At 59.3% G+C, this 25,069-nt stretch carries 24 protein-coding genes; 22 read left to right on the top strand and 2 right to left on the bottom strand.

Features of this window, described 5'->3' with window-relative positions; all coding sequences use genetic code 11:
* The first annotated feature begins 4 nt into the window (after nucleotides 1-4).
* The 14 genes from ACDZ94_RS18195 (at nucleotide 5) to ispD (ending at nucleotide 16,259) form a co-directional block, all read left to right on the top strand.
* A complete protein-coding gene (locus ACDZ94_RS18195) occupies nucleotides 5-508 on the top strand; it encodes an OmpH family outer membrane protein (protein WP_003189173.1) in 504 nt (167 codons plus the stop codon).
* A gap of 3 nt (nucleotides 509-511) precedes the next feature.
* On the top strand, nucleotides 512-1,567 hold the full coding sequence (gene lpxD / locus ACDZ94_RS18190) for a UDP-3-O-(3-hydroxymyristoyl)glucosamine N-acyltransferase (protein WP_064451158.1): 1,056 nt from the start codon (nucleotides 512-514) through the stop codon (nucleotides 1,565-1,567).
* A gap of 111 nt (nucleotides 1,568-1,678) precedes the next feature.
* Nucleotides 1,679-2,119, top strand: a complete 441-nt coding sequence (gene fabZ / locus ACDZ94_RS18185; RefSeq protein ID WP_003172281.1) for a 3-hydroxyacyl-ACP dehydratase FabZ — start codon at nucleotides 1,679-1,681, stop codon at nucleotides 2,117-2,119.
* Nucleotides 2,116-2,892, top strand: coding sequence for an acyl-ACP--UDP-N-acetylglucosamine O-acyltransferase (gene lpxA, locus ACDZ94_RS18180; protein WP_053254744.1), 777 nt, complete (start codon nucleotides 2,116-2,118; stop codon nucleotides 2,890-2,892). Before fabZ ends, lpxA begins: the two co-directional genes overlap by 4 nt.
* Before the next feature lie 2 nt (nucleotides 2,893-2,894).
* Nucleotides 2,895-4,034, top strand: coding sequence for a lipid-A-disaccharide synthase (gene lpxB, locus ACDZ94_RS18175; protein WP_064451159.1), 1,140 nt, complete (start codon nucleotides 2,895-2,897; stop codon nucleotides 4,032-4,034).
* On the top strand, nucleotides 4,031-4,663 hold the full coding sequence (gene rnhB, locus ACDZ94_RS18170; protein WP_064451160.1) for a ribonuclease HII: 633 nt from the start codon (nucleotides 4,031-4,033) through the stop codon (nucleotides 4,661-4,663). The genes lpxB and rnhB overlap by 4 nt, the downstream gene beginning before the upstream one ends.
* A 113-nt stretch (nucleotides 4,664-4,776) precedes the next feature.
* Nucleotides 4,777-8,298 (top strand): DNA polymerase III subunit alpha, encoded by a 3,522-nt coding sequence (gene dnaE / locus ACDZ94_RS18165; protein WP_064451161.1) that lies wholly within the window; start codon nucleotides 4,777-4,779, stop codon nucleotides 8,296-8,298.
* 129 nt (nucleotides 8,299-8,427) lie between these two features.
* The gene (locus ACDZ94_RS18160) at nucleotides 8,428-9,375 is read left to right on the top strand and encodes an acetyl-CoA carboxylase carboxyltransferase subunit alpha (protein ID WP_064451162.1); all 948 of its coding nucleotides are present in this window, start codon (nucleotides 8,428-8,430) and stop codon (nucleotides 9,373-9,375) included.
* A 207-nt stretch (nucleotides 9,376-9,582) separates the two neighbouring features.
* Nucleotides 9,583-10,902, top strand: a complete 1,320-nt coding sequence (tilS, locus tag ACDZ94_RS18155; protein WP_432750555.1) for a tRNA lysidine(34) synthetase TilS — start codon at nucleotides 9,583-9,585, stop codon at nucleotides 10,900-10,902.
* Nucleotides 10,903-11,175: 273 nt separating this feature from the next.
* The gene (locus ACDZ94_RS18150; RefSeq protein ID WP_064451164.1) at nucleotides 11,176-12,807 is read left to right on the top strand and encodes a CTP synthase; all 1,632 of its coding nucleotides are present in this window, start codon (nucleotides 11,176-11,178) and stop codon (nucleotides 12,805-12,807) included.
* Between the two features lie 5 nt (nucleotides 12,808-12,812).
* Nucleotides 12,813-13,658 (top strand): 3-deoxy-8-phosphooctulonate synthase, encoded by an 846-nt coding sequence (gene kdsA, locus ACDZ94_RS18145; protein WP_064451165.1) that lies wholly within the window; start codon nucleotides 12,813-12,815, stop codon nucleotides 13,656-13,658.
* A gap of 157 nt (nucleotides 13,659-13,815) precedes the next feature.
* The gene (eno, locus tag ACDZ94_RS18140; RefSeq protein WP_064451166.1) at nucleotides 13,816-15,105 is read left to right on the top strand and encodes a phosphopyruvate hydratase; all 1,290 of its coding nucleotides are present in this window, start codon (nucleotides 13,816-13,818) and stop codon (nucleotides 15,103-15,105) included.
* A gap of 171 nt (nucleotides 15,106-15,276) precedes the next feature.
* Nucleotides 15,277-15,555: a cell division protein FtsB gene (ftsB, locus tag ACDZ94_RS18135; protein ID WP_058412406.1), complete on the top strand. Its 279-nt coding sequence runs from the start codon at nucleotides 15,277-15,279 to the stop codon at nucleotides 15,553-15,555.
* Complete coding sequence (ispD, locus tag ACDZ94_RS18130) at nucleotides 15,552-16,259, top strand: 2-C-methyl-D-erythritol 4-phosphate cytidylyltransferase (RefSeq protein ID WP_064451167.1); 708 nt, start codon at nucleotides 15,552-15,554, stop codon at nucleotides 16,257-16,259. The genes ftsB and ispD overlap by 4 nt, the downstream gene beginning before the upstream one ends.
* Before the next feature lie 111 nt (nucleotides 16,260-16,370).
* Here ispD and ACDZ94_RS18125 read toward each other — a convergent pair whose 3' ends face one another.
* Nucleotides 16,371-17,267 carry a LysR substrate-binding domain-containing protein gene (locus ACDZ94_RS18125; RefSeq protein WP_221294133.1) on the bottom strand — a complete coding sequence of 299 codons (897 nt, stop codon included), beginning with the start codon at nucleotides 17,265-17,267 and terminating at the stop codon, nucleotides 16,371-16,373.
* Between the two features lie 109 nt (nucleotides 17,268-17,376).
* Between ACDZ94_RS18125 and ACDZ94_RS18120 the strand changes: the two genes are divergently transcribed.
* From ACDZ94_RS18120 to rpoS, 8 genes are all read left to right on the top strand, one after another.
* Complete coding sequence (locus tag ACDZ94_RS18120) at nucleotides 17,377-18,489, top strand: S-(hydroxymethyl)glutathione dehydrogenase/class III alcohol dehydrogenase (protein ID WP_025855143.1); 1,113 nt, start codon at nucleotides 17,377-17,379, stop codon at nucleotides 18,487-18,489.
* 89 nt (nucleotides 18,490-18,578) lie between these two features.
* Nucleotides 18,579-19,424, top strand: a complete 846-nt coding sequence (gene fghA, locus ACDZ94_RS18115) for an S-formylglutathione hydrolase (protein WP_064454870.1) — start codon at nucleotides 18,579-18,581, stop codon at nucleotides 19,422-19,424.
* A 54-nt stretch (nucleotides 19,425-19,478) separates the two neighbouring features.
* Nucleotides 19,479-19,952, top strand: a complete 474-nt coding sequence (ispF, locus tag ACDZ94_RS18110) for a 2-C-methyl-D-erythritol 2,4-cyclodiphosphate synthase (RefSeq protein ID WP_064451170.1) — start codon at nucleotides 19,479-19,481, stop codon at nucleotides 19,950-19,952.
* Nucleotides 19,949-21,007, top strand: coding sequence for a tRNA pseudouridine(13) synthase TruD (truD, locus tag ACDZ94_RS18105; RefSeq protein ID WP_432750554.1), 1,059 nt, complete (start codon nucleotides 19,949-19,951; stop codon nucleotides 21,005-21,007). Before ispF ends, truD begins: the two co-directional genes overlap by 4 nt.
* Nucleotides 20,995-21,744 carry a 5'/3'-nucleotidase SurE gene (gene surE / locus ACDZ94_RS18100; protein WP_069552039.1) on the top strand — a complete coding sequence of 250 codons (750 nt, stop codon included), beginning with the start codon at nucleotides 20,995-20,997 and terminating at the stop codon, nucleotides 21,742-21,744. Before truD ends, surE begins: the two co-directional genes overlap by 13 nt.
* Before the next feature lie 41 nt (nucleotides 21,745-21,785).
* The gene (locus ACDZ94_RS18095; RefSeq protein ID WP_010176736.1) at nucleotides 21,786-22,421 is read left to right on the top strand and encodes a protein-L-isoaspartate(D-aspartate) O-methyltransferase; all 636 of its coding nucleotides are present in this window, start codon (nucleotides 21,786-21,788) and stop codon (nucleotides 22,419-22,421) included.
* Nucleotides 22,422-22,630: 209 nt separating this feature from the next.
* Entirely contained in the window at nucleotides 22,631-23,467 is an 837-nt protein-coding gene (locus ACDZ94_RS18090; RefSeq protein WP_082895841.1) for a peptidoglycan DD-metalloendopeptidase family protein, read from the top strand.
* Between the two features lie 106 nt (nucleotides 23,468-23,573).
* Nucleotides 23,574-24,584: an RNA polymerase sigma factor RpoS gene (rpoS, locus tag ACDZ94_RS18085; RefSeq protein WP_064451173.1), complete on the top strand. Its 1,011-nt coding sequence runs from the start codon at nucleotides 23,574-23,576 to the stop codon at nucleotides 24,582-24,584.
* Between the two features lie 234 nt (nucleotides 24,585-24,818).
* On the opposite strand, the gene ACDZ94_RS18080 is transcribed toward rpoS, so the two are convergent.
* Nucleotides 24,819-25,028, bottom strand: coding sequence for a cold-shock protein (locus ACDZ94_RS18080; RefSeq protein WP_002554837.1), 210 nt, complete (start codon nucleotides 25,026-25,028; stop codon nucleotides 24,819-24,821).
* Nucleotides 25,029-25,069: the final 41 nt, after the last annotated feature.

The raw sequence follows: 25,069 nt of genomic DNA, 5'->3' as shown, positions 1-25,069 counted from the left end.
CATCGTGCGTAAGTTGACTCAATTGGTTCTGCTGGCCACTGTGCTGGTAACCACACCGGCCTTCGCCGAAATGAAAATCGCCGTTCTGAACTATCAGATGGCTCTGCTGGAATCCGACGCCGCCAAGCGATACGCCGTGGATGCCGAGAAAAAGTTCGGTCCGCAACTGACCAAGCTCAAGACTCTGGAAAGCAGCGCCAAGGGCATCCAGGACCGTTTGGTAGCGGGTGGCGACAAGATGCAGCAAGGCGAGCGTGAGCGTCTGGAGCTTGAGTTCAAGCAAAAGGCCCGTGACTACCAGTTCCAGTCCAAGGAGCTGAACGAAGCCAAAGCCGTTGCTGACCGTGAAATGCTCAAGCAGCTCAAGCCGAAGCTCGACAGCGCAGTGGAAGAAGTCATCAAGAAAGGTGCCTTTGACCTGGTGTTCGAGCGCGGCGCCGTGATTGACGTCAAGCCTCAATACGACATCACCCGTCAGGTGATCGAGCGCATGAACCAGCTGAAGTAAGCCATGACCGCGACTATTAAACTCGGCGAGTTGGCCGAGTTCCTTGGGGCCACCTTGCGTGGCTCCAAGGAGAAAGAAATCACTGGGCTAGCCACCTTGCAGGAGGCTGGCCCAGCTCAGTTGAGCTTCCTCGCAAATCCCCAATACCGTAAATACCTGGTCGACAGCCAAGCAGCAGCCGTGCTGTTGAAGGCTGCCGATGCCGAGGGGTTTGCCGGGGATGCGCTGGTGGTTCCCGACCCTTACCTGGCGTATGCCCGGGCATCGCACCTGTTCGATCCAAAGCCTAAAGCTGCCGTCGGTGTTCATCCTTCAGCGGTGATTGCTGACGATGCCCAGGTCGATCCTGCGGCCAGCATTGGCGCCTTTGCAGTGATTGAGAGCGGTGCGCGTATTGCTGCGGGTGTCACGGTGGGCGCTCATTGCTTTATCGGCGCGCGCTGTGAAATTGGTGCCGATGGTTGGCTGGCCCCTCGCGTTACGCTTTACCACGACGTGCGTATTGGTGAGCGGGTGGTGATTCAGTCGGGTGCCGTGATCGGTGGTGAAGGGTTTGGTTTTGCCAATTCCAAAGGTGTCTGGCACAAGATTGCCCAGGTCGGCGGCGTACTGATCGGCGATGACGTGGAAATTGGCGTCAACACCGCGGTGGACCGTGGGGCCTTGGCCGATACCGTGATAGGTAACGGCGTGAAGCTCGATAACCAGATCCAGATCGCCCACAACGTGCAGATTGGCGATCACACCGCCATGGCGGCATGCGTAGGGATTTCCGGCAGCACCAAGATCGGCAAGCATTGCATGCTCGCCGGTGGCGTTGGGCTGGTGGGGCATATCGATATTTGCGACAACGTCTTCATTACCGGCATGACCATGGTGACCCACTCGATTACCGAGCCTGGCGCCTACTCTTCCGGTACGGCCATGCAGCCTGCGGCTGAATGGCGCAAGAGTGCAGCGCGCTTGAGGCAACTTGACGACATGGCTCGCCGCCTCAAACAGCTGGAAAAGCGTGTTGGGGACGTGACCCCTGGCGGTAATGCTTCATCAGAAGGCTGATACCATTTCCATATCAAGTGTGCACAGCCGCTAGACTGCCTCCTTGATTTGCTAGCGGGGCGTGCGTTTAGTCCGCCCGCCCCCAATCTTTATTACAGGCTTCCCCCCGAAATGATGGACATCAACGAGATTCGCGAATACCTGCCTCACCGTTACCCGTTCCTGCTGGTGGATCGTGTAGTGGACCTCAATGTCGAGGAAAAGCGCATTCGTGCCTACAAGAATGTCAGCATCAACGAACCGTTCTTCAATGGTCACTTTCCTGCGCATCCAATTATGCCGGGCGTGCTGATCATCGAAGCGATGGCCCAGGCTGCCGGTATCCTTGGTTTCAAAATGCTCGACCTCAAGCCTGCCGACGGCACGCTTTACTATTTCGTGGGCTCCGACAAGCTGCGCTTCCGTAACCCGGTCACGCCGGGTGACCAGTTGATCCTGGAAGCCAAGTTCATCAGTTGCAAGCGCCAGATCTGGAAGTTCGAGTGCCAGGCCTCGGTGGACGGCAAGCCGGTGTGCTCCGCTGAGATCATCTGTGCGGAACGCAAACTATGAGTTTGATTGACCCTCGCGCAATCATCGATCCGTCGGCCGTTCTGGCCGCCGACGTTGAGGTCGGCCCCTGGTCGATCGTCGGCGCAGGTGTTGAAATCGGCGAGGGGACTGTCATCGGGCCACACGTGATCCTCAAAGGTCCGACCCGCATTGGCAAACACAATCGCATCTACCAGTTTTCCTCGGTAGGCGAAGACACCCCGGACATGAAGTACAAGGGTGAAGAAACACGCCTGGTAATCGGTGATCACAACATCATCCGTGAAGGCGTGACCATTCACCGTGGCACCGTGCAGGATCGTGCCGAAACCACCTTGGGTGACCACAACCTGATCATGGCCTATGCGCACATCGGCCATGACAGTGTGATCGGCAACCATTGCATCCTGGTCAACAACACTGCACTGGCTGGCCATGTGCACGTTGACGATTGGGCGATCCTGTCCGGTTTCACCCTGGTGCATCAGTATTGCCATATCGGCGCCCACAGCTTTTCCGGCATGGGGACGGCGATCGGCAAGGACGTTCCTGCATTCGTCACGGTCTTCGGCAACCCTGCCGAAGCCCGCAGCATGAACTTCGAAGGCATGCGCCGTCGCGGTTTCAGCGAGGACGCTATTCACGCCCTGCGCCGTGCCTACAAGGTGGTTTACCGCCAAGGGTTGACGGTCGAGCAGGCCCTGACCGAACTGACCGAGCCGGCAGCGTTGTTCCCGGAAGTCGCGGTGTTCCGCGACTCTATCCAGGCATCGACCCGTGGCATCACCCGCTGATCATGGCTAATCTGCGTATCGCGCTGGTGGCCGGTGAAGCTTCCGGCGATATTCTGGGCGCAGGCCTGATGCGGGCCCTCAAGGCCCAGCATCCTGCGGTGGAGTTTATTGGCGTGGGTGGCCCACTCATGCAGGCCGAAGGTCTGACTTCCTACTTTCCCATGGAGCGCCTCTCGGTCATGGGGCTGGTGGAAGTATTAGGCCGTCTGCGTGAGCTGTTGGCGCGGCGTAAGCTACTGATTCAGACACTGATCGAAGAAAGGCCTGACGTTTTTATCGGAATCGACGCGCCGGACTTCACCCTCAATATCGAACTCAAGTTGCGTCAGGCCGGTATCAAGACCGTGCATTACGTCAGCCCGTCCGTGTGGGCGTGGCGCCAGAAGCGCGTGCTGAAGATCCGTGAAGGCTGCGACTTGATGCTGACCTTGTTGCCATTCGAGGCCAGGTTCTACGAAGAGAAGGGCGTGCCGGTGCGGTTTGTCGGGCACACGCTGGCCGACACCATTCCGTTGCAAGCGGACCGCGCTGCCGCGCGTGCCGAACTGGGCTTGCCCGACGGCCCGCTCGTAGCGCTGATGCCGGGCAGTCGAGGTGGCGAAGTCGGTCGCCTGGCCAGCGTGTTTTTCGATGCGGCCGAACGCCTTCAATCCATGAAGCCTGGTATTCGCTTCGTCTTGCCGTGCGCGAGCCCGCAACGGCGTGCACAAATCGAGACGCTGCTTGAGGGGCGCAATCTGCCGTTGACCTTGCTCGACGGCAAGTCGCACCTGGCCCTCGCAGCCTGTGATGCGGTACTGATCGCCTCGGGCACAGCGACCCTGGAGGCGCTGCTGTACAAGCGCCCAATGGTCGTGGCCTATCGTCTGGCGCCGCTGACGTTCTGGATTCTGAAGCGCATGGTCAAAAGCCCTTACATTTCCTTGCCCAACTTGCTGGCCCAGCGCTTGCTGGTGCCTGAGTTGTTGCAGGACGATGCAACGCCTGAAGCGCTGGCGCAAACGCTACTGCCGTTGATCGACGGTGGTGAAGAGCAGACCCGTGGGTTTGACGATATCCACCGCACTTTGCGCCGTGACGCGTCGAACCAGGCGGCTGACGCCGTATTGACCTTGATCGGCCAAAAACAGGACGCTTTATGACAACGCAAATGGGCCTGGACTTCAGCCTGGTCGCCGAAGCTCACGCGCTGGTCGCCGGTGTTGACGAAGTAGGGCGCGGCCCGCTGTGTGGCGCCGTCGTGACGGCGGCGGTGATTCTCGACCCGAACCGCCCGATTCTCGGCCTCAACGACTCGAAAAAACTCACCGAAGCGCGCCGTGAAAAGCTCTACGACGAGATTTGCGAAAAAGCCCTGAGCTGGCATATCGCCCGTGCCGAAGTCGAAGAAATCGACGAGTTGAATATTCTCCATGCGACCATGCTGGCCATGCAGCGCGCGGTGGAAGGCCTGCACATCACCCCTAAACTGGCGATGATCGATGGCAACCGCTGCCCTAAATTGACGATGCCGTCAGAAGCCGTGGTCAAGGGGGACAGCAAGGTGCCGGCCATCGCCGCCGCGTCGATCCTGGCCAAGGTCAGCCGTGACCGTGAAATGGCTGCTTTCGAATTGATCTACCCCGGCTACGGTATCGGAGGCCATAAAGGCTACCCGACCCCCGTTCATCTGGAAGCCCTGGCTCGTCTGGGCCCCACGCCGATCCATCGGCGCTCGTTCGCCCCGGTTCGCCTGGCTTACGAGGCGCGGGAAAGCCTCAGCGAGGTTTAGTCGCGAGGCTGATGTTTTTGCCAAGGCCCGGTACAATCCGGCCTTTAAAGCGCAGTAGCTTTAAATGCCGGATTTCCGGGCTTTGTTGTTTCTACGTTTAAGACAGGATCACTATGCCGGCTTCATTCGTTCACCTACGCCTGCACACTGAATACTCCCTGGTCGACGGCCTGGTACGGATCAAACCCCTGGTCAAAACCCTGGTGGGCATGAATATGCCTGCGGTCGCGGTTACCGATCAGAACAACATGTGTTCCCTGGTCAAGTTCTACAAGAACGCCATGGGCGCCGGCATCAAGCCCATTTGCGGCGCCGACCTGTGGCTGTCCAACAAAGACCCGGATAACCCCCTGAGCCGCATCAGCCTGCTGGCGATGAACGGCGTGGGTTATCGCAACCTCACTGAACTGATTTCCCGCGGCTTTATCGACGGCCAACGTAACGGCTCGATCATTATCGAGCGCGAGTGGGTGGCCGAAGCGAGCGAGGGCGTGATCATGCTCTCGGCAGCCAAAGAGGGTGAGATCGGTATCGCGTTGCTGGGCGGCAACCCGCAGGAAGCCGAGGTGCTGGCCCGCGAGTGGATGCAGGTGTTCCCGGACCGCTTCTATCTGGAAGTCCAGCGCACCAATCGCCCCAATGATGAAGAGCACCTGCACGCTGCCGTGGCCCTGGCTGACAAGCTGGGCGCGCCGCTGGTCGCAACCAACGATGTGCGTTTTATCAAGAAAGAAGATTTCGAGGCCCACGAAACCCGCGTGTGCATCGGCGAAGGCCGGGCTCTGGATGACCCGCGTCGTTCGAAAAACTACAGCGAGGAGCAATACCTCAAAAGCGCTGACGAGATGGCCGAGTTGTTCAGCGACCTGCCCGAAGCCCTGGAAAACTCTGTCGAGATCGCCAAGCGCTGCAACATCGAAGTGAAGCTGGGCAAGCACTTCCTGCCCAACTTTCCGATTCCCGATGGCATGACCATCGATGAGTACTTCCGCAAGGTGTCGTTCGATGGCCTGGAGGAACGTCTATCCGTTCTGTTGCCCAAGGACACCACCGAAGACTACGACGCCAAGCGCCAGGTCTACGTTGATCGGCTGAATTTCGAGCTGGATATCATCATCCAGATGGGCTTCCCCGGTTACTTCCTGATCGTTATGGACTTTATCCAGTGGGCCAAAAGCAACGGCGTACCGGTAGGTCCTGGCCGAGGGTCGGGTGCTGGTTCGCTGGTGGCCTATGTGCAAAAGATTACCGACCTCGACCCGCTGGAATATGACCTGCTGTTCGAACGGTTCCTGAACCCGGAGCGGGTTTCCATGCCCGACTTCGACGTCGACTTCTGCATGGACGGTCGCGACCGTGTCATTGAGTACGTGGCTGAGAAATACGGCCGCAACGCTGTAAGCCAGATCATCACCTTCGGTTCGATGGCGGCGAAAGCGGTAATCCGAGACGTGGCTCGAGTGCAGGGCAAGTCCTACGGCCTGGCGGATCGCCTGTCGAAGATGATCCCGTTCGAAGTCGGCATGACCCTGGAAAAAGCCTACGAGCAGGAAGAAATCCTGCGTGACTTCATCAAGGTCGATGAAGAAGCCGCTGAAATCTGGGACATGGCACGCAAACTCGAAGGCGTGGTGCGTAACGTCGGGAAACACGCCGGTGGTGTGGTCATCGCGCCGACCAAGCTGACCGACTTTTCGCCGATCTATTGCGATGAAGAAGGCGGCGGCCTGGTAACCCAGTTCGACAAGGATGACGTGGAGGCGGCCGGCCTGGTGAAGTTCGACTTCCTTGGCCTGCGGACCCTGACCATCATCGACTGGGCGCTCAAGACGATTAACCGCGAGCGCGCGAAGGTTAACGAAGAACCGCTGGATATCGCGTTTATCCCGCTGGACGACAAGCCTACCTACCAGTTGCTGCAAAAAGCCGAAACCACGGCGGTGTTCCAGCTTGAGTCGCGCGGCATGAAAGAGCTGATCAAAAAGCTCAAGCCCGACTGCCTGGAAGACTTGATCGCACTGGTGGCGCTGTTCCGTCCAGGCCCACTGCAATCGGGCATGGTGGACGACTTCATCAACCGTAAGCACGGCCGCGCCGAGCTGGCGTATCCGCACTCCGACTACCAGTACGAAGGGCTCAAGCCGGTACTGGCGCCGACCTACGGCATCATCCTGTATCAGGAACAGGTGATGCAGATTGCCCAGGTCATGGCCGGTTACACCCTCGGTGGTGCGGACATGCTGCGTCGCGCCATGGGTAAGAAAAAACCCGAGGAAATGGCCAAGCAGCGTGGCGGTTTCATTGAAGGTTGCGCCACCAACAATATCGACGCCGACCTCGCCGGTAACATTTTCGACCTGGTGGAAAAATTCGCCGGTTATGGCTTCAACAAATCCCACTCCGCCGCCTACGGCCTGGTCTCGTACCAGACCGCGTGGCTGAAAGCCCACTACCCGGCGCCGTTCATGGCCGCGGTACTCTCGGCGGATATGCACAACACCGACAAGGTCGTGACCTTGATCGAGGAAGTGCGCACGATGAAGCTGCGCCTCGACGCACCGGACGTGAACGCCTCGGAGTTCAAGTTCACGGTGAACGACGAAGGCCGCATCATCTACGGCCTGGGCGCGATCAAAGGTGTGGGCGAAGGCCCGGTGGAGGCAATCACCGAGGCGCGCCAGGATGGGCCGTTCAAGGACCTGTTCGATTTCTGTGCGCGGGTCGACCTCAAACGCATCAACAAGCGCACCCTCGATGGCTTGATCCGCAGCGGCGCACTCGATCGTCTCGGCCCGTACTTCCATGATGAGCCGAAGGCTTATCAGGCCAACATCGACCGCAACCGTGCGGTGCTGCTGACCGCCATGGAAGAAGCGATCAAGGCCGCCGAACAGACTGCCCGCACTCACGACAGCGGCCACGCCGACCTGTTTGGCGGGTTGTTCGTCGAAGCAGACGCGGACGTGTACGCCAACCACCGCAAGGCCAAGGAGCTGACCCTCAAGGAACGGCTCAAGGGCGAGAAAGACACCCTGGGCCTGTACCTCACCGGTCACCCGATTGACGAGTACGAAGGCGAAATCCGCCGTTTCGCCCGTCAGCGCATCATCGACCTGAAACCGGCACGGGACACCCAGACCGTCGCCGGCATGATCATCGCCCTGCGGGTGATGAAAAATAAGAAGGGCGACAAGATGGGCTTTATCACCCTTGATGACCGCTCGGGCCGGATCGAGGCGTCGCTGTTTGCCGATGCCTTCCACTCCGCCCAGTCGTTGCTGCAGACCGATGCCATGGTGGTGGTGGAAGGGGAGGTCAGCAACGACGACTTCTCCGGTGGCCTGCGCCTGCGGATCAAAAGGGTGATGAGCATGGAAGATGCGCGTACCAATTTGGCGGAAAGCCTGCGTTTGAAGGTCAAGACCGAAGCCCTCAAAGGCGATCAGCTACGCTGGTTGGGTGACCTGCTTAAACGCCACCGCGGCGCGTGCCCGGTGACCATGGAGTACACCGGCAATGATGCCAAGGCCATGCTGCAGTTTGGGGAGACGTGGCGAATTGATCCCGCTGATGGCTTGATTCAAGCTTTGCGTGACCAGTTCGGGCGAGACAACGTCTTCCTCCAATACCGTTGACGGTCAGATGCGTCTGATCTCGACTGAACATTTAATCTCGACCTAAACGCGCCTCTCCCTTAAGGTAGGGCGCGAATAGACAACCGGCTGGCCAGGCACCCCTTGGCCGTCGACCCAAGACGGACGCTTATGAACCCGAATTTTCTTGATTTCGAACAGCCGATCGCTGACCTGCAAGCCAAGATCGAAGAACTGCGCCTGGTCGGCAATGACAATTCGCTGAACATCGGCGATGAGATCGCTCGCCTGCAAGACAAGAGCAGCACGCTCACCGAAGACATCTTCGGCAAGCTGACCAGCTGGCAGATCGCGCGTCTGGCTCGCCACCCGCGCCGTCCCTACACCCTGGACTACATTCAGCACATCTTCACCGAGTTCGACGAGCTGCACGGCGACCGCCACTTCTCCGACGACGCGGCCATCGTGGGCGGTATTGCTCGCCTGGACGACCAGCCGGTAATGGTCATTGGTCACCAGAAAGGCCGCGAAGTGCGCGAGAAGGTACGCCGCAACTTCGGCATGCCGCGCCCTGAGGGCTACCGCAAGGCCTGCCGCCTGATGGAAATGGCCGAGCGTTTCAAAATGCCGATCCTGACCTTCATCGACACCCCGGGTGCCTACCCAGGTATCGACGCCGAGGAGCGCAACCAGAGCGAAGCGATCGCCTGGAACCTGCGTGTGATGGCCCGCCTGAAAACCCCGATCATCGCCACCGTGATTGGTGAAGGTGGTTCCGGCGGTGCGCTGGCCATTGGTGTTTGCGACCAGTTGAACATGCTGCAATATTCGACCTACGCGGTGATCTCGCCGGAAGGTTGCGCTTCGATCCTGTGGAAAACCGCCGAAAAAGCGCCGGACGCTGCCGAAGCCATGGGTATCACTGCCGATCGCCTGAAAGGCTTGGGCATCGTTGATAAAGTCATCGCCGAGCCATTGGGCGGCGCTCACCGTGACCCGGCTGCGGCTGCGGCGACCATCCGCGCTGAACTGGGCTCGCAACTGGCGATGCTCAAGAAGTTCGATAACGAGGCGCTGCTGGCCCGTCGTTATGAGCGCCTGATGAGCTACGGTCTCTGATCAAACACTGATCTGGCAGACAATGCAGTACTAATGTGGGAGCGGGCTTGTGCGGGGGCTGGCTTGCCTGCGATAGCATCAACTCGGTGTAACAAATAACCCGAGTTGCCTGCATCGCGGGCAAGCCCGGCTCCCACACAAGCCCGCTCCCACATTTGCTTTGTGTATGCTTGGCTACCGTATTCCAGTTCTGCGCCGGTATTTTTGATGACCCCAACTCTACCCGCCAAACTCCTGCAAACCCTGGCCCCGTGGCGCAACGCCACGGCCTGGCATATCGCGTTCTCCGGTGGGCTCGACTCCACCGTCCTGCTGCACCTTCTCGCCACCCTGGCAAACACCGAAACCCTTCCACCGCTCAACGCCATCCATGTCCACCATGGCCTGCAAGCTGCCGCCGACGCCTGGCCCGGCCATTGCCAAACGGTATGTGACGGCTTGGGCGTGCCCTTGCGGGTGATGCGCGTGCAAGTGCAATCGGGCGCCAGCCTTGAGCGAGCGGCGCGTGATGCGCGTTATCAGGCGTTTACCGAGGTAGCCGGGGCGGGGGAAGTGTTGCTCACCGGCCAGCACCGCGACGATCAGGCTGAAACCCTATTGTTTCGCCTGCTGCGCGGGGCCGGCGTGCGAGGGTTGGCCGCAATGCCCGTGCATCGCCCGTTGGCGGATGGACATTTGGTGCGACCCTTGCTGGATGCCTCGCGTGCTGAGTTGGAGGCCTACGCCCAGCAACACCAGTTGACGTGGATCGAAGACCCTTCCAACGCCGATTCCCGGTTTTCCCGCAATTACCTGCGCCATCGTGTTGTCCCGGTGCTGGCGGAGCGTTGGCCTCAAGCGGTCGCAAGCCTGGCCCGCACCGCCGAACACCTCAGCGAAGCCCAAGGCCTGCTGGACGAATTGGCATTGATGGACCTGCAAGCCGCCGACCAACCCTCGTCATTTCCCTGGTTGTCCTTGCCGTCGTTGGCCCTTGCGCCGTTACGCGAGCTTTCCGATGCCCGTCAGCGCAATGCCCTGCGCAAATGGCTGAACACTCTTACTCGTTTACCCGACAGCGACCACTGGGCCAGCTGGTATTCCCTGCGCGACGCCAAGGGCGACGCGCAACCGCAGTGGTGCCTGGCCGACGGCCAGCTGCATCGTTGTGGCGAGCGCATTTGGTGGCTGCCTTCCGCGTGGTCGGAATTTTCCGACACGTCAGTGAGCTGGTCGCAGCCGCAAAACCCTCTAGAGTTACCTGGCAATGGCCAGCTGAGATTTGCCGGCAAGGCCCCAACAGGCCCATTGGTGATCCGTTATCGTCAGGGCGGCGAAATCATTGACGTGCCAGGCCGAGGCCGGCGTGACCTTAAGCGTTTGCTTAACGAATGCGGGCTGCCGGGCTTCATGCGTGGCAGATTGCCGCTGCTCTATCAGGGTGAGCAATTGCTGGCCGTCCCCAGCCTTGCGGGGTTATGGGTGACATCGTCTGGCGACTGGCAATTACATTGGATGCCACAGAGATGCGATCAAGGTTTGAGCTGATAGAGCCTTTCCGGTAGACTACGCTCCCTTCTTGATACAACTTCTGTGGATTCGACTGAATCGCAGCAGTTGCCGATTACCAAGCAGTCTTTGCTGGGCGATTCCAAAAAATGTGTAGCGATCAACGTACCGGTGTTTCATTGCTGGTCTGTCACAACGCGGCGGTTTTTTTGAAAGGTGCACTGTGATTAATGCAGGTGATCGGGGGCTTCGGCCTTCCTTCGCTTTCCCCGGCGGCTCGGACCGCTTTAACGCAGACTTCTAGGGTTTTTCATGACGCGCTACATATTCGTCACGGGCGGTGTTGTTTCTTCATTGGGGAAAGGCATTGCCTCCGCTTCATTGGCGGCCATCCTGGAGGCGCGGGGACTTAAGGTCACCATGCTCAAGCTGGACCCGTACATTAACGTTGACCCGGGCACCATGAGCCCGTTCCAGCACGGTGAAGTGTTCGTCACACACGACGGCGCCGAGACCGACCTGGACCTGGGCCACTACGAGCGGTTCATCCGCACGACCATGACCCAGAACAACAACTTCACCACCGGCCGTGTCTACGAGCACGTGCTGCGCAAGGAGCGCCGTGGTGACTACCTGGGTGCAACCATCCAGGTGATCCCGCACATCACCGACGAAATCAAGCGCCGCATCATCAAGGGTGCAGGCGATGCCGACGTGGCGATGGTCGAGATCGGTGGCACCGTAGGTGACATCGAATCCCAGCCGTTCCTCGAAGCCATCCGCCAGTTGCGTTTCGAAGTCGGCGCCAAGCGCGCGATGCTGATGCACCTGACGCTGGTGCCGTACATCGCTACCGCCGGTGAAACCAAAACCAAGCCAACCCAGCACTCGGTCAAGGAACTGCGTTCCATCGGCCTGCAGCCGGACGTGCTGGTGTGCCGCTCCGATCACCCGATCGATATTTCCTCGCGTCGCAAGATCGCGCAGTTCACCAACGTTGAAGAGCGTGCGGTGATTGCCCTGGAAGACGCCGACACTATCTACAAGATCCCGGGCATCCTGCATTCGCAAGGCCTGGATGATTTTGTGGTCGAGCGTTTCGGCCTGCAGTGCAACGGCGCGGACCTGTCCGAGTGGGAAGCTGTGGTTGATGCCAAGCTCAACCCTGAGCACGAAGTCACCATCGCCATGGTCGGCAAGTACATGGAGCTGCTGGATGCGTACAAGTCGCTGATCGAAGCGATGAGCCACGCCGGTATCAGCAACCGTACCAAGGTCAACCTGCGCTACATCGATTCCGAAGACATCGAGAACCAGGGCACCGCCCTGCTCGAAGGCGTTGACGCTATCCTCGTTCCCGGCGGTTTCGGCCTGCGTGGCGTGGAAGGCAAGATCACCGCTGTGCAGTACGCGCGTGAAAACAAGGTGCCGTACCTGGGTATCTGCCTGGGCATGCAAGTGGCCGTTATCGAGTTCGCCCGCAACGTGCTGGGCTGGAAAGACGCCAACTCCACCGAGTTCGATCACGCCAGCGGCCACCCGGTCGTAGGCCTGATCACCGAGTGGGAAGATGCCACCGGCGCTGTTGAGACCCGTACTGAAAGCTCCGACCTGGGCGGCACCATGCGCCTTGGCGCGCAAGACTGCCTGCTGGAGCCGGGCTCGCTGGTTCACGATTGCTACGGCAAGGATGTGATCGTCGAGCGTCACCGTCACCGCTACGAAGTGAACAACAACCTGCTGCCGCAGATCAAAGAAGCCGGCCTGAAAGTCTCTGGTCGCTCCGGTGATGGCAAGCTGGTGGAAGTGGTCGAGGCGCCGGATCATCCGTGGTTCGTGGCGTGCCAGTTCCACCCTGAGTTCACCTCGACCCCGCGCGACGGTCACCCGTTGTTCACCGGTTTCGTTAAAGCAGCACTGACGCAACATCAGAAGAAGGCGTAAACCTGATGGCCCAGAAGATCATTCGCGTAGGCGACATCGAGATTGCCAACGACAAGCCCATGGTGCTGTTCGGCGGCATGAACGTGCTGGAAAGCCGCGACATGGCGATGCAGGTCTGTGAAGAGTACGTCAAGGTGACCGAGAAACTCGGTATCCCTTACGTGTTCAAGGCCAGCTTCGACAAGGCCAACCGTTCGTCCGTGACCTCCTATCGCGGCCCAGGCCTTGAAGAAGGCATGCGGATCTTCCAGGACATCAAGCAAGCCTTCGGCGTGCCGATCATCACCGACGTCCACGAGCCTGAACAGGCTGCCGTGGTCGCCGAGGTGTGCGACATCATCCAGCTGCCGGCCTTCCTGTCGCGCCAGACCGACCTTGTGGTCGCCATGGCCAAGACCGGCGCTGTGATCAATATCAAGAAAGCCCAGTTCCTCGCGCCTCAGGAAATGAAACATATCCTGAGCAAGTGCGTGGAAGCGGGTAACGACCAGTTGATCCTCTGCGAGCGTGGTTCGAGCTTCGGCTACAACAACCTCGTGGTGGATATGCTCGGTTTCGGCATCATGAAACAGTTCGAATACCCGGTGTTCTTCGACGTGACCCACGCGCTGCAAATGCCCGGTGGTCGTGCCGATTCCGCTGGCGGGCGGCGTGCCCAGGTACTGGACCTGGCCAAGGCCGGCATCAGCCAGTCTTTGGCGGGCCTGTTCCTGGAAGCCCACCCGGACCCGGACAACGCCAAATGCGACGGTCCCTGCGCCCTGCGCCTGGACAAGTTGGAGCCATTCCTGGCCCAGCTCAAGCAGTTGGACGAACTGGTCAAGAGTTTTCCGACGGTAGAGACCGCGTAAGCGCCATTTCTCCGGTAGACTTTCCCTCGCTTTACGCTCAGGCCTGCGGGCCTGAGCCTTGTCGCCTGCAAGCCTGCCCCGTTGTTCCACCCTTGCGGTCGGTCAAAAGATTTCCTTCAGCTGCGTCGTTTTCGTCAACTTTGGAGTGTTTACAACAATGGCAAAAATCGTCGACATCAAAGGTCGTGAAGTTCTCGACTCCCGTGGCAACCCCACCGTCGAAGCCGACGTGCTTCTCGATAACGGCATCATCGGCAGCGCCTGCGCGCCGTCCGGTGCTTCTACCGGTTCGCGCGAAGCGCTGGAACTGCGTGATGGCGACAAGAGCCGTTACCTGGGCAAAGGTGTACTCAAGGCTGTAGCCAACATCAACGGCCCGATCCGTGACCTGTTGCTGGGCAAGGACCCGCTGGACCAGAAAGCCCTGGACCACGCGATGATCAAGCTCGACGGCACCGAAAACAAAGGCAGCCTGGGCGCCAACGCCATCCTCGCCGTGTCCCTGGCCGCTGCCAAGGCCGCCGCACAGGATCAGGACCTGCCGCTGTACGCCCACATCGCCAACTTGAACGGCACTCCGGGTGTGTACTCGATGCCGGTGCCGATGATGAACATCATCAACGGTGGCGAGCACGCTGATAACAACGTCGACATCCAGGAATTCATGGTGCAGCCGGTTGGCGCCAAGACCTTCTCCGAAGGCTTGCGCATGGGCACCGAGATTTTCCATCACCTCAAAGCTGTGTTGAAGGCCCGTGGCCTGAGCACCGCCGTGGGTGACGAAGGGGGTTTCGCACCGAACCTGGCGTCCAACGAAGATGCACTGAAAGTGATCTCCGAAGCCGTGGCCAACGCTGGCTACAAGCTGGGCACCGACGTGACCCTGGCCCTGGACTGCGCTGCGAGCGAGTTCTACGAGGACGGTAAATACAACCTGGCCGGCGAAGGCCATGTGTTCACCTCCGAAGGGTTTGCTGACTACCTCAAAGGCCTGACCGAGCGCTACCCGATCATCTCGATCGAAGATGGCCTGGACGAGTCTGACTGGGCGGGCTGGAAAGTCCTCACTGACAAGATCGGCGAGAAAATCCAACTGGTCGGCGACGACCTGTTCGTGACCAACACCAAGATCCTGAAAGAAGGCATCGACAAGAAGATCGCCAACTCGATCCTGATCAAGTTCAACCAGATCGGCACCCTGACCGAAACCCTGGAAGCCATCCAGATGGCCAAGGCCGCGGGCTACACCGCCGTGATCTCGCACCGCTCCGGCGAAACCGAAGATTCGACCATTGCCGACCTGGCAGTGGGCACCTCGGCCGGCCAGATCAAGACCGGTTCCCTGTGCCGTTCCGACCGCGTTTCCAAGTACAACCAATTGCTGCGTATCGAAGAGCAACTGGCAGGTAAAGCCAAGTACAACGGTCGCAGCGAGTTTCGCGGCTGAGTGTTAAATGGTAAAAAGTCGACGGGTTGCGTCGGAAAAATCTCGATAGAGTGAATTTCGACGCTAATCTGATGGCTATCAAGCACAAGCCTGGTTCATCCAGGCTTCGTGCTATCAGTTGCTTCAAAAGTTTTGCATGGCTGTCTTTTTTTACTGGATACCCGGATTTCGATGCGCAGTCCCAATTGGTTGTTCCTCGTCTTGCTCTTATTGCTGGCTGGCCTGCAGTACCGCCTATGGGTCGGTAATGGCAGCTTTGCGCAGGTGAAAGAGCTGACCCAGCAAATTGCCGATCAGCACGCCGAAAACGAAATCCTGCTGGAGCGCAATCGCGTCCTCGATGCCGAAGTGCTTGAGCTGAAAAAAGGTACGGAGACCGTTGAAGAGCGGGCTCGTCATGAATTGGGCATGGTCAAGGAGGGCGAAACCCTCTACCAGTTGGCCCAATGAATCAGTCTTTACCGGCCTTCTGGGCCGTGATTCCTGCCGCGGGCGTCGGTGCCCGTATGGCCGCGGACCGTCCCAAGCAGTACTTGCAACTGGGCGGGCGCACTATTCTCGAACACAGCCTCGGCTGTTTTCTCGATCATCCTGGTCTCAAGGGGCTGGTGATCAGTCTTGCGGTAGATGACCCCTATTGGCCAAGCCTGTCGAGTGCCAACGACTCTCGCATTGTGCGCGCGGACGGCGGCGACGAGCGCTCGGGTTCAGTACTCAATGCGTTGTTGCAACTCAATGCACTCGGCGCCAGCGATGACGACTGGGTGCTGGTGCACGATGCCGCGCGCCCTAACCTGAGCCGTGATGACCTCGACAAGCTGTTGGCGGAACTCGCGGATGATCCGGTCGGCGGCTTGCTCGCCGTACCGGCGCGCGACACCCTCAAGCGTGTCGACAAGCACGGCCGCGTGGTGGAAACCGTGGATCGCAGCCTGATCTGGCAGGCGTACACGCCGCAGATGTTCCGCCTGGGCGCCTTGCACCGTGCCTTGGCCGACAGCCTGGTCGCAGATGCAGTGATCACCGACGAAGCCTCGGCCATGGAATGGTCGGGCCAGGCACCACGCCTGATCGAAGGGCGCGCGGACAACATCAAGGTCACTCGTCCCGAAGACCTGGAGTGGCTCAGGTTGCGGTGGGCAAACCGCAGATAGTCAGTGACACCGCGTCGACTTCATCGCAGGCAAGCCAGCTCCCACAGTTGAAATGCAATTCCCTGTGGGAGTCGGGCTTGCCCGCGATGAGGCCCGAACAGTCGCCCTAAATTACGCGCTGTACTCCGGCCGTTCAGCCAACCCCTCCTTCAAAAAATCCACCAGCTTCCTGACCTTCGGCGACAAATGCCGTTGCTGCGGATACAACGCCCACACCGCCGTGTTCGGCGGCTGATTCGCTTCCAGTATCGACACCAGCGCACCACTGTGCAGATGCTCCAGCACGTAATAGTCCGGCAACTGGCATAACCCTACGCCTTGCAATGCGGCATCCAGTACCGCTTGCCCACTGTTGCAGCGCCAGTTGCCTTGCACCCGCTGGGAAAATTCGCGCCCGTCCTGCGCCAGTTGCCAAATGTCCGAGCTACCAATCAGGCAGTTATGCCGACTTAATTCCGACAAACTATGTGGCCGACCATACCGAGCCAGGTAGGACGGCGACGCGCACAGGTACATACGTCGAGGGGCCAGGCGACTGGCTACCATGCGCGAGTCTTGCAGGCGACCCAGCCGGATCGCCAGGTCCAGGCCTTCATGCACCAAATCCAACTGGCGATTGCTCAGCTCGATGTCCACGCGCAATTGCGGATAGAGCCCCATGAATCGAGTGACCAACGGCACGATAAAGCGCTCGCCGTACGCCACCGCACAGGTCATGCGCAACATGCCCTTGGGTTCGCTGGTGAGGTCGCCCACGGCGCGCAAGGCTTCTTCGCGACCGTCCTGCAAGCGCTGGCAGTGCTGCAGGAAGGTCTGGCCGGCTTCAGTCAAGGTCACCTTGCGCGTGCTTCGATACAGCAACCGCGTTTGCAGCCGTTCTTCCAGGCGCGCCACTTGCCGGCTGATGTGCGACGACGAAACCCCCAGCCGCTCGGCCGCCGCTGTGAATTGGCTGCATTCGGCCACGGCGACGAACTCATCGATGCCTTCCCAGCGGTTTTCCAACATGTTGATTATCCCTGTACAGCAATAAAGTTTTGCTTTTGCCTGGATTATTAATCACTCAGCCATGTTTTACACTCACTGCCTCAGTTTTTAACTCCCTGGAGAAACCCGGATGATCAAGTCCCGCGCTGCCGTAGCCTTCGAAGCGAAAAAGCCCCTTGAGATCGTTGAAGTGGATGTCGCCATGCCCAAGGCTGGCGAGGTGCTGCTGCGGGTGGTCGCGTCCGGCGTGTGCCATACCGATGCCTACACCTTGTCGGGCGCCGACCCGGAAGGCATCTTCCCGTCGATCCTTGGCCATGAAGGCGGTGCGGTGGTTGAAGCGATCGGCGAGGGCGTGACCTCGGTCGCTGTCGGCGACCACGTGATCCCGCTTTACACCCCGGAGTGCGGGAAGTGCAAATTCTGCCTGTCGGGCAAGACCAACTTGTGCCAGGCCATCCGCTCCACCCAAGGCAAAGGCCTGATGCCCGATGGCACCACGCGCTTCTCCTACAAGGGTCAGCCGATTTTCCACTACATGGGTACCTCGACGTTCTCCGAGTACACCGTGCTGCCGGAAATTTCCGTCGCCAAAATCCCTAAAGAAGCGCCGCTGGAAAAAGTCTGCCTGCTGGGCTGCGGCGTCACCACCGGCATCGGTGCGGTGATCAACACGGCCAAGGTCAAGCCAGGTGACACCGTGGCGATCTTCGGTCTGGGCGGCATCGGCCTGTCGGCGGTCATCGGTGCGGTCAAAGCCAAGGCGGGTCGCATCATCGCCATCGACATCAACCCGGCCAAGTTCGAAATCGCCAAGCAACTCGGCGCCACCGATTGCATCAACCCGAAAGACTACGACCGCCCAATTCAGGACGTGATTGTCGACTTGACCGACGGCGGCGTGGACTTTTCCTTCGAGTGCATCGGCAATGTGCAACTGATGCGTGCCGCTCTGGAGTGCTGCCACAAGGGTTGGGGCGAGTCGGTGATCATCGGCGTTGCGGGTGCCGGCCAGGAAATCGCCACTCGCCCATTCCAACTGGTGACCGGTCGCGTCTGGCGCGGTTCGGCGTTCGGCGGCGTGCGCGGTCGTACTGAGTTGCCAAGCTACGTGGAAATGGCCCAGACCGGCGAGATCCCGCTGGACACGTTCATCACCCACACCATGGGCCTGGAAGACATCAACAAAGCGTTTGATCTGATGCATGAAGGCAAGAGCATTCGTACCGTCATCCACTTTTGATGCAGCTGCAAGTTGCAAGCTTCACGCTGCAAGAAGGCGTACGCCCACTTGCAGCTTATAGCTTGCCGCTTGCCGCTGGGAGCATTCCCATGACCCTGGAAAATATCTCCTGCCAGAAGAGTTTTGGCGGCTGGCATAAACGCTACAAACACAGCTCCCACGTGCTCGGTTGCGATATGACGTTTGCCGTCTACCTGCCGCCGCAAGCGGAGCAGGGTGGCACGTTACCGGTGCTGTATTGGCTGTCCGGGTTGACCTGCACCGACGAGAACTTCATGCAGAAGGCCGGCGCCCATCGGATGGCCGCCGAACTGGGGTTGATCATCGTCGCGCCGGACACCAGCCCCCGCGGGCCAGGTGTACCGGGCGACCCGGATAACGCGTGGGATTTCGGCCTGGGTGCGGGTTTCTACCTGAATGCCACCCAGGAACCTTGGGCCAAGCACTATCGGATGCATGACTACGTGGTGCAGGAATTGCCGGCGTTGGTTGAAGCGCATTTCCCTGCGTCGGATAAGCGCGGCATCAGCGGCCATTCAATGGGCGGCCATGGTGCGTTGGTGTGTGCCCTGCGCAACCCTGGACGTTACCAATCGGTGTCGGCATTTTCGCCGATCAACAACCCGATGGACTGCCCATGGGGCCAGAAAGCCTTTTCCCGTTATTTGGGCGAAGAACGCTCGAAATGGCGCGAGTGGGATGCCTGCGTACTGATCAGCGAAGCCTCGGAAAAGCTGCCACTGTTGGTCGACCAGGGTGATCGCGATGATTTCCTGGCGGTGCAACTCAAGCCTGAAGCTTTGCAACAGGCGGCCAAGGCGGCCAACCATCCACTCGAACTGCGCCTGCAGCCGGGTTATGACCACAGCTACTTCTTTATCGCCAGCTTCATCGAAGACCATTTGCGACACCATGGTCGTGCTTTGCTCGGTTAATGTGAGGCAAAAGTAGGTAGAATCACGCCCTGAATTAAATCGGGGCGTTTTTTTATGCGTATTGGCCACGGCTACGATGTGCACCGTTTCGCTGAAGGCGATTTCATCACCCTGGGCGGCGTGCGCATTGCACACCACCATGGGTTGCTGGCTCATTCCGACGGCGACGTTGTGCTGCATGCCTTGAGCGATGCTTTGCTCGGCGCGGCCGCGTTGGGTGATATCGGCAAGCACTTTCCGGACACCGACCCTTCCTTCAAGGGCGCGGACAGCCGTGTGTTGCTGCGCCATGTGGTCGGCCTGATCCACGCCAAGGGTTGGAAAGTCGGCAACGTCGATAACACCATCGTGGCCCAGGCGCCGAAAATGGCGCCCCACATTGAGTCGATGCGCGCACTGATTGCCGCGGACCTGCAAATTGAATTGGATCAAGTGAACGTGAAAGCCACCACCACCGAAAAGCTCGGGTTTACCGGTCGTGAAGAGGGCATCGCGGTGCACTCCGTCGCCTTGTTGCTGCGCGCATGAACGACCTGGAACTGTTGGGCCCGCGGGCCTATGGCGAGGCGCTGGGCAGCGCGGTCCTGAAGGCTACGGCGGAAGATTTCCAGGTCGACGAAGTGCTCGATATCCCGCTGATCGGCGACGGTGAGCACCTGTGGCTGTGGGTTGAAAAGCGTGGCCTGAATACCGAAGAAGCTGCACGGCGAATCGCCAAGGCCGCTGGCGTGCCGTTGCGCACCGTCAGCTATGCCGGGCTCAAGGACCGCCAGGCGTTGACCCGCCAGTGGTTCAGCGTGCAACTGCCAGGCAAGGCCGACCCGGACATGAGCGGTGCGGAAAACGACACCCTCAAGATCCTTAAAAGCGCCCGCCACAAGCGCAAGCTGCAACGCGGTGCGCATGCGGCCAACGGCTTTACCCTGCGCCTCACCCAGTTGGTCGGGGACACCGCCGCTATCGACGCGCGTTTGCAGCTGATTGCCCAGCACGGCATTCCTAATTATTTCGGCACCCAGCGCTTTGGCCACAACGGTGGCAACGTGGTGGACGCCCGTGCATGGGCGGCGCGCAAGGCCTTGCCTGAACAGCGCAATGTGCGTTCACGGCTGCTGTCCACCGCGCGTAGCTTTCTGTTCAACAAAGTGTTGGCCGCGCGTGTCGCCGACGGCTCCTGGCAGCGTGCCCAGGTGGGCGACCTGTTGGCGTTTACCGACAGCCGCAGTTTTTTCCCGGCGGGAGAGGTTGAATGCAGCGACCCACGCCTGGCGATTCTGGACCTGCACCCGACCGGGCCGCAGTGGGGCGAGGGTGATTCGCCGGCGACCGGTGCAACCCATGCGCTGGAACAGGCGGTCGCCGCCAGCGAAGCCGACCTGCGCGATTGGCTGGTGAATGCCGGTATGAGCCAGGAACGTCGCATTCTTCGACTGCCCATTGGCGGGTTGACGTGGCATTATCCCGGTCCTGACATTCTGCAATTGGAATTCGTCCTGCCGGCCGGATGCTTCGCCACTGTGTTGGTGCGCGAGCTTGTTGATCTGGTGTCGGTGGGGCCGACGGACAACCCATGCGTATTCTGATATCAAACGATGACGGTGCCACCGCACCCGGTCTTGCCGCGCTTTATGCAGCGCTGGAAGATTACGCCGAGTGCGTGGTGGTTGCCCCGGACCAGGACAAGAGCGGCGCCAGCAGTTCGCTGACGCTCGACCGTCCGTTGCACCCGCACGTTCTGGCTAATGGCTTTATCAGTGTGAACGGCACTCCCACCGATTGCGTGCACCTGGCAATCAACAGTTTGTTGGAGCAGGAGCCGGACCTGGTGGTATCGGGCATCAACCTCGGCGCCAACCTGGGCGATGACGTGTTGTATTCCGGTACCGTGGCGGCAGCCCTTGAGGGGCGATTCCTGGGCCGCACCTCGTTCGCCTTTTCGTTTGCCTCGCGGCAATTGGATAACCTGGCGACGGCGGCGTACTTCGCGCGCAAGCTGGTGGAAGCCCACGGTTCGCTGGACTTGCCGCCGCGTACGGTGCTCAACGTCAATATTCCCAATTTGCCCCTCGATCATATTCGCGGCATCCAGCTGACGCGCCTGGGCCATCGCGCCCGGGCGGCGGCGCCGTTGAAAGTGGTCGATCCGCGTGGCAAGGAAGGCTATTGGATCGCCGCAGCGGGTGACGCCGAGGACGGTGGGCCGGGCACGGACTTTCATGCGGTGATGCAAGGTTATGTTTCGATTACCCCGTTGCAGCTTGATCGCACCTTCAGTGATGCCTTCAGTAGTCTGGATGGCTGGCTCGAGGGGCTGCGTTGATGGCGCGTGAACAAGACGACCTGTTGCGTCGTGGCATCGGGATGACCTCCCAGCGTACCCGCGAGCGTTTGATCCAGCGCCTGTACGAAGAAGGCCTGTCCAACGCCCAGGTGCTGGAAGTCATCCGGCGCACGCCGCGGCACCTGTTTGTCGATGAGGCCCTGGCCCATCGCGCCTATGAAGACACCGCGTTGCCGATTGGCCACAACCAGACCATCTCGCAGCCTTATATGGTCGCGCGCATGAGTGAACTGCTGCTGGCGGCTGGGCCGTTGGACAAGGTGCTGGAGATCGGCACCGGTTCGGGTTACCAGACTGCGGTGCTGTCGCAACTGGTGGAACGGGTGTTCTCGGTGGAGCGCATCAAGGTCCTGCAGGATCGCGCCAAGGAGCGCCTGGTGGAGCTCAACCTGCGCAACGTGGTGTTCCGTTGGGGCGATGGTTGGGAAGGTTGGCCTGCGCTGGCGCCTTATAACGGCATTATCGTCACGGCCGTCGCGACTGACGTACCGCAAGCGTTGCTCGATCAACTGGCGCCTGGCGGGCGGTTGGTCATCCCGGTGGGCTCCGGCGAAGTGCAACAATTGATGCTCATTATCCGAGAGGAAGAAGGTTTTTCCCGGCATGTGCTGGGCGCTGTGCGCTTCGTACCGTTACTCAATGGCCCGCTGGCCTGATCATTTATTCGCAAACAGTGAATTCTGTGGGTGGGGATGTGTCTTACAGCGGGGCTTATAGAGTCAACATGATTGGAAGCCGTGATTAAACATGATGAATTTTTCGTTTCAGTCGTGTGCCGGTAAAAAGCCAATGCCCAGTTATACTTGCGTCATATTTCAAGCCTGATACAGGCGTTCATGTTCAGCCACCACAAAGGGAGCGGCGGGTGAGTCTCACAGGTCTTGCGCAGCGTATGAGTAAAACAAGCTTTCAGCGACTGGTGCTTGGCCTTGTCTTGAGTTCCTTGTTGGCGGGTTGCTCAAGCTCCCCATCCAGCAGCGCTCGGGTTGTCGACCGAAACAGTGCCGTGCCGCAAAAGCCGACGGTCACCACCGGGCAATATGTGGTGCGAAAGGGGGACACGATGTTCTCGATCGCCTTCCGTTATGGGTGGGATTACAAGGCGCTCGCAGCGCGTAACAATATTCCTGTGCCCTATACGATACATCCGGGGCAAACCATCCGCTTCGATGGGCGCACGGGTTCAACGCCTACGGCAGTTGTGACAAATTCCGGATCTTCGCCGTCGTCTTCGAGCAGGACGACCATCATCACACGGCCTGCAGGCGCCGCCACGTCTACGGTTGCGAGCAAGCCGGCACCCGCGCCGTTGCCGCCTGCGGGGCCTGCTCCGACCGGTTGGGGATGGCCTTCAAACGGTGTATTGATTGGAAAATTCTCTTCAAACGGTAGTTTGAATAAAGGCATTGATATCGCCGGGGATTTGGGACAGCCTGTTTTAGCTGCGTCTGATGGGACAGTGGTTTACGCCGGGAGTGGTTTACGGGGCTACGGCGAACTGGTCATCATCAAACACAGCGATACCTACGTCAGTGCTTACGGTCACAACCGTAGGCTGTTGGTTCGGGAGGGGCAGCAGGTCAAAGTCGGACAGACAATTGCCGAAATGGGGTCAACTGGTACAGACCGGGTGAAACTGCACTTTGAGATTCGCCGCCAAGGGAAACCTGTAGATCCGCTGCAATTCCTACCCCGTCGTTGATGTGTTGCACAGCCTGTTCCCTCGCGTAGAAGGAACAGGCTCCAGCGTTGCCAAGGATATAGGCGTCGCTCGAGCTTGAGGTCGAACTCACCAAAGGACTATAACAATGGCTCTCAGTAAAGAAGCGCCGGAGTTTGACATCGACGATGAGGTTCTCCTTGAAATGGAGATACTCACCGATAAGGAATCGATGTCGAATGATGAAGGGTCTGCTACACCTTCAGTTCGCACCAAATCCAAGAACGCCACCGCGTTAAAGCAACACAAGTACATTGACTACACGCGGGCGCTCGACGCAACGCAGTTGTACCTCAATGAGATCGGCTTTTCCCCTCTGCTGACTCCCGAAGAAGAAGTCCATTTTGCGCGCTTGTCGCAAAAGGGTGATCCGGCTGGGCGCAAGCGCATGATTGAAAGTAACCTGCGGCTGGTGGTGAAAATCGCCCGGCGTTACGTCAATCGTGGTCTGTCCCTGTTGGACCTGATCGAAGAGGGCAACCTGGGCTTGATCCGGGCGGTGGAGAAGTTCGACCCTGAGCGGGGCTTCCGCTTTTCAACTTATGCCACCTGGTGGATCCGCCAGACCATCGAACGGGCGATCATGAATCAGACCCGTACGATTCGGTTGCCGATCCATGTGGTCAAAGAGCTCAACGTCTACCTGCGGGCGGCGCGTGAGCTCACACAAAAACTCGATCATGAACCTTCGCCTGAAGAAATCGCCAACCTGCTGGAAAAACCGGTGGGGGAGGTCAAGCGCATGCTTGGCTTGAATGAGCGTGTGTCTTCGGTCGACGTCTCGCTGGGTCCGGATTCGGATAAAACCCTGCTGGACACCCTGACGGATGATCGCCCGACGGATCCTTGCGAGCTGTTGCAGGACGATGATCTTTCCCAAAGCATTGACCAGTGGCTGTCTGAACTCACGGATAAGCAGCGTGAAGTGGTGATTCGCCGCTTCGGCCTGCGTGGCCATGAGAGCAGCACCCTGGAGGATGTAGGCCTGGAAATTGGCCTGACCCGTGAGCGGGTGCGGCAGATCCAGGTAGAGGGCCTCAAGCGCTTGCGTGAGATCCTCGAGAAGAATGGCTTGTCGAGTGAGTCGCTGTTCCAGTAAAGACGCTATACGAAATGTGGGAGTAGGCTTGTGTGGGAGCTGGCTTGCCTGCGATAGCATCACCTCGGTTCATCAGTTACACCGAGTAGATGCTATCGCAGGCAAGCCAGCTCCCACATAAAGCTCACTCCCACATTTTTTTGTGCCCGGAATTCTATTGGCGTAGAGCCAAATTCCAGGCATAAAAAAACCCCGCTTTTAAGGGCGGGGTTTTTTCGACTAAGTCAGTACAAGTTAGATAACTTGAACTTCTTCAGCTTGCATGCCTTTCTGACCGCGGGTAGCGATGAAAGAAACCTGTTGGCCTTCTTTCAGGCTTTTGAAGCCGTCGGATTGGATAGCTTTGAAGTGAACGAACAGGTCGTCACCGGATTGTGGAGTGATGAAGCCGAAGCCTTTTTCATCGTTGAACCACTTAACGGTACCAGTTTGGCGATTAGACATGGTGTATCTCCTTGGACAAAGTTAACTGCGACTCAGGAAAA

The sequence above is a fragment of the Pseudomonas sp. UBT genome, from assembly GCF_050915955.1.
Taxonomy (GTDB): Bacteria; Pseudomonadota; Gammaproteobacteria; order Pseudomonadales; family Pseudomonadaceae; genus Aquipseudomonas; species Aquipseudomonas antarctica_A.
This window is presented reverse-complemented; position numbering and strand designations above follow the sequence as displayed.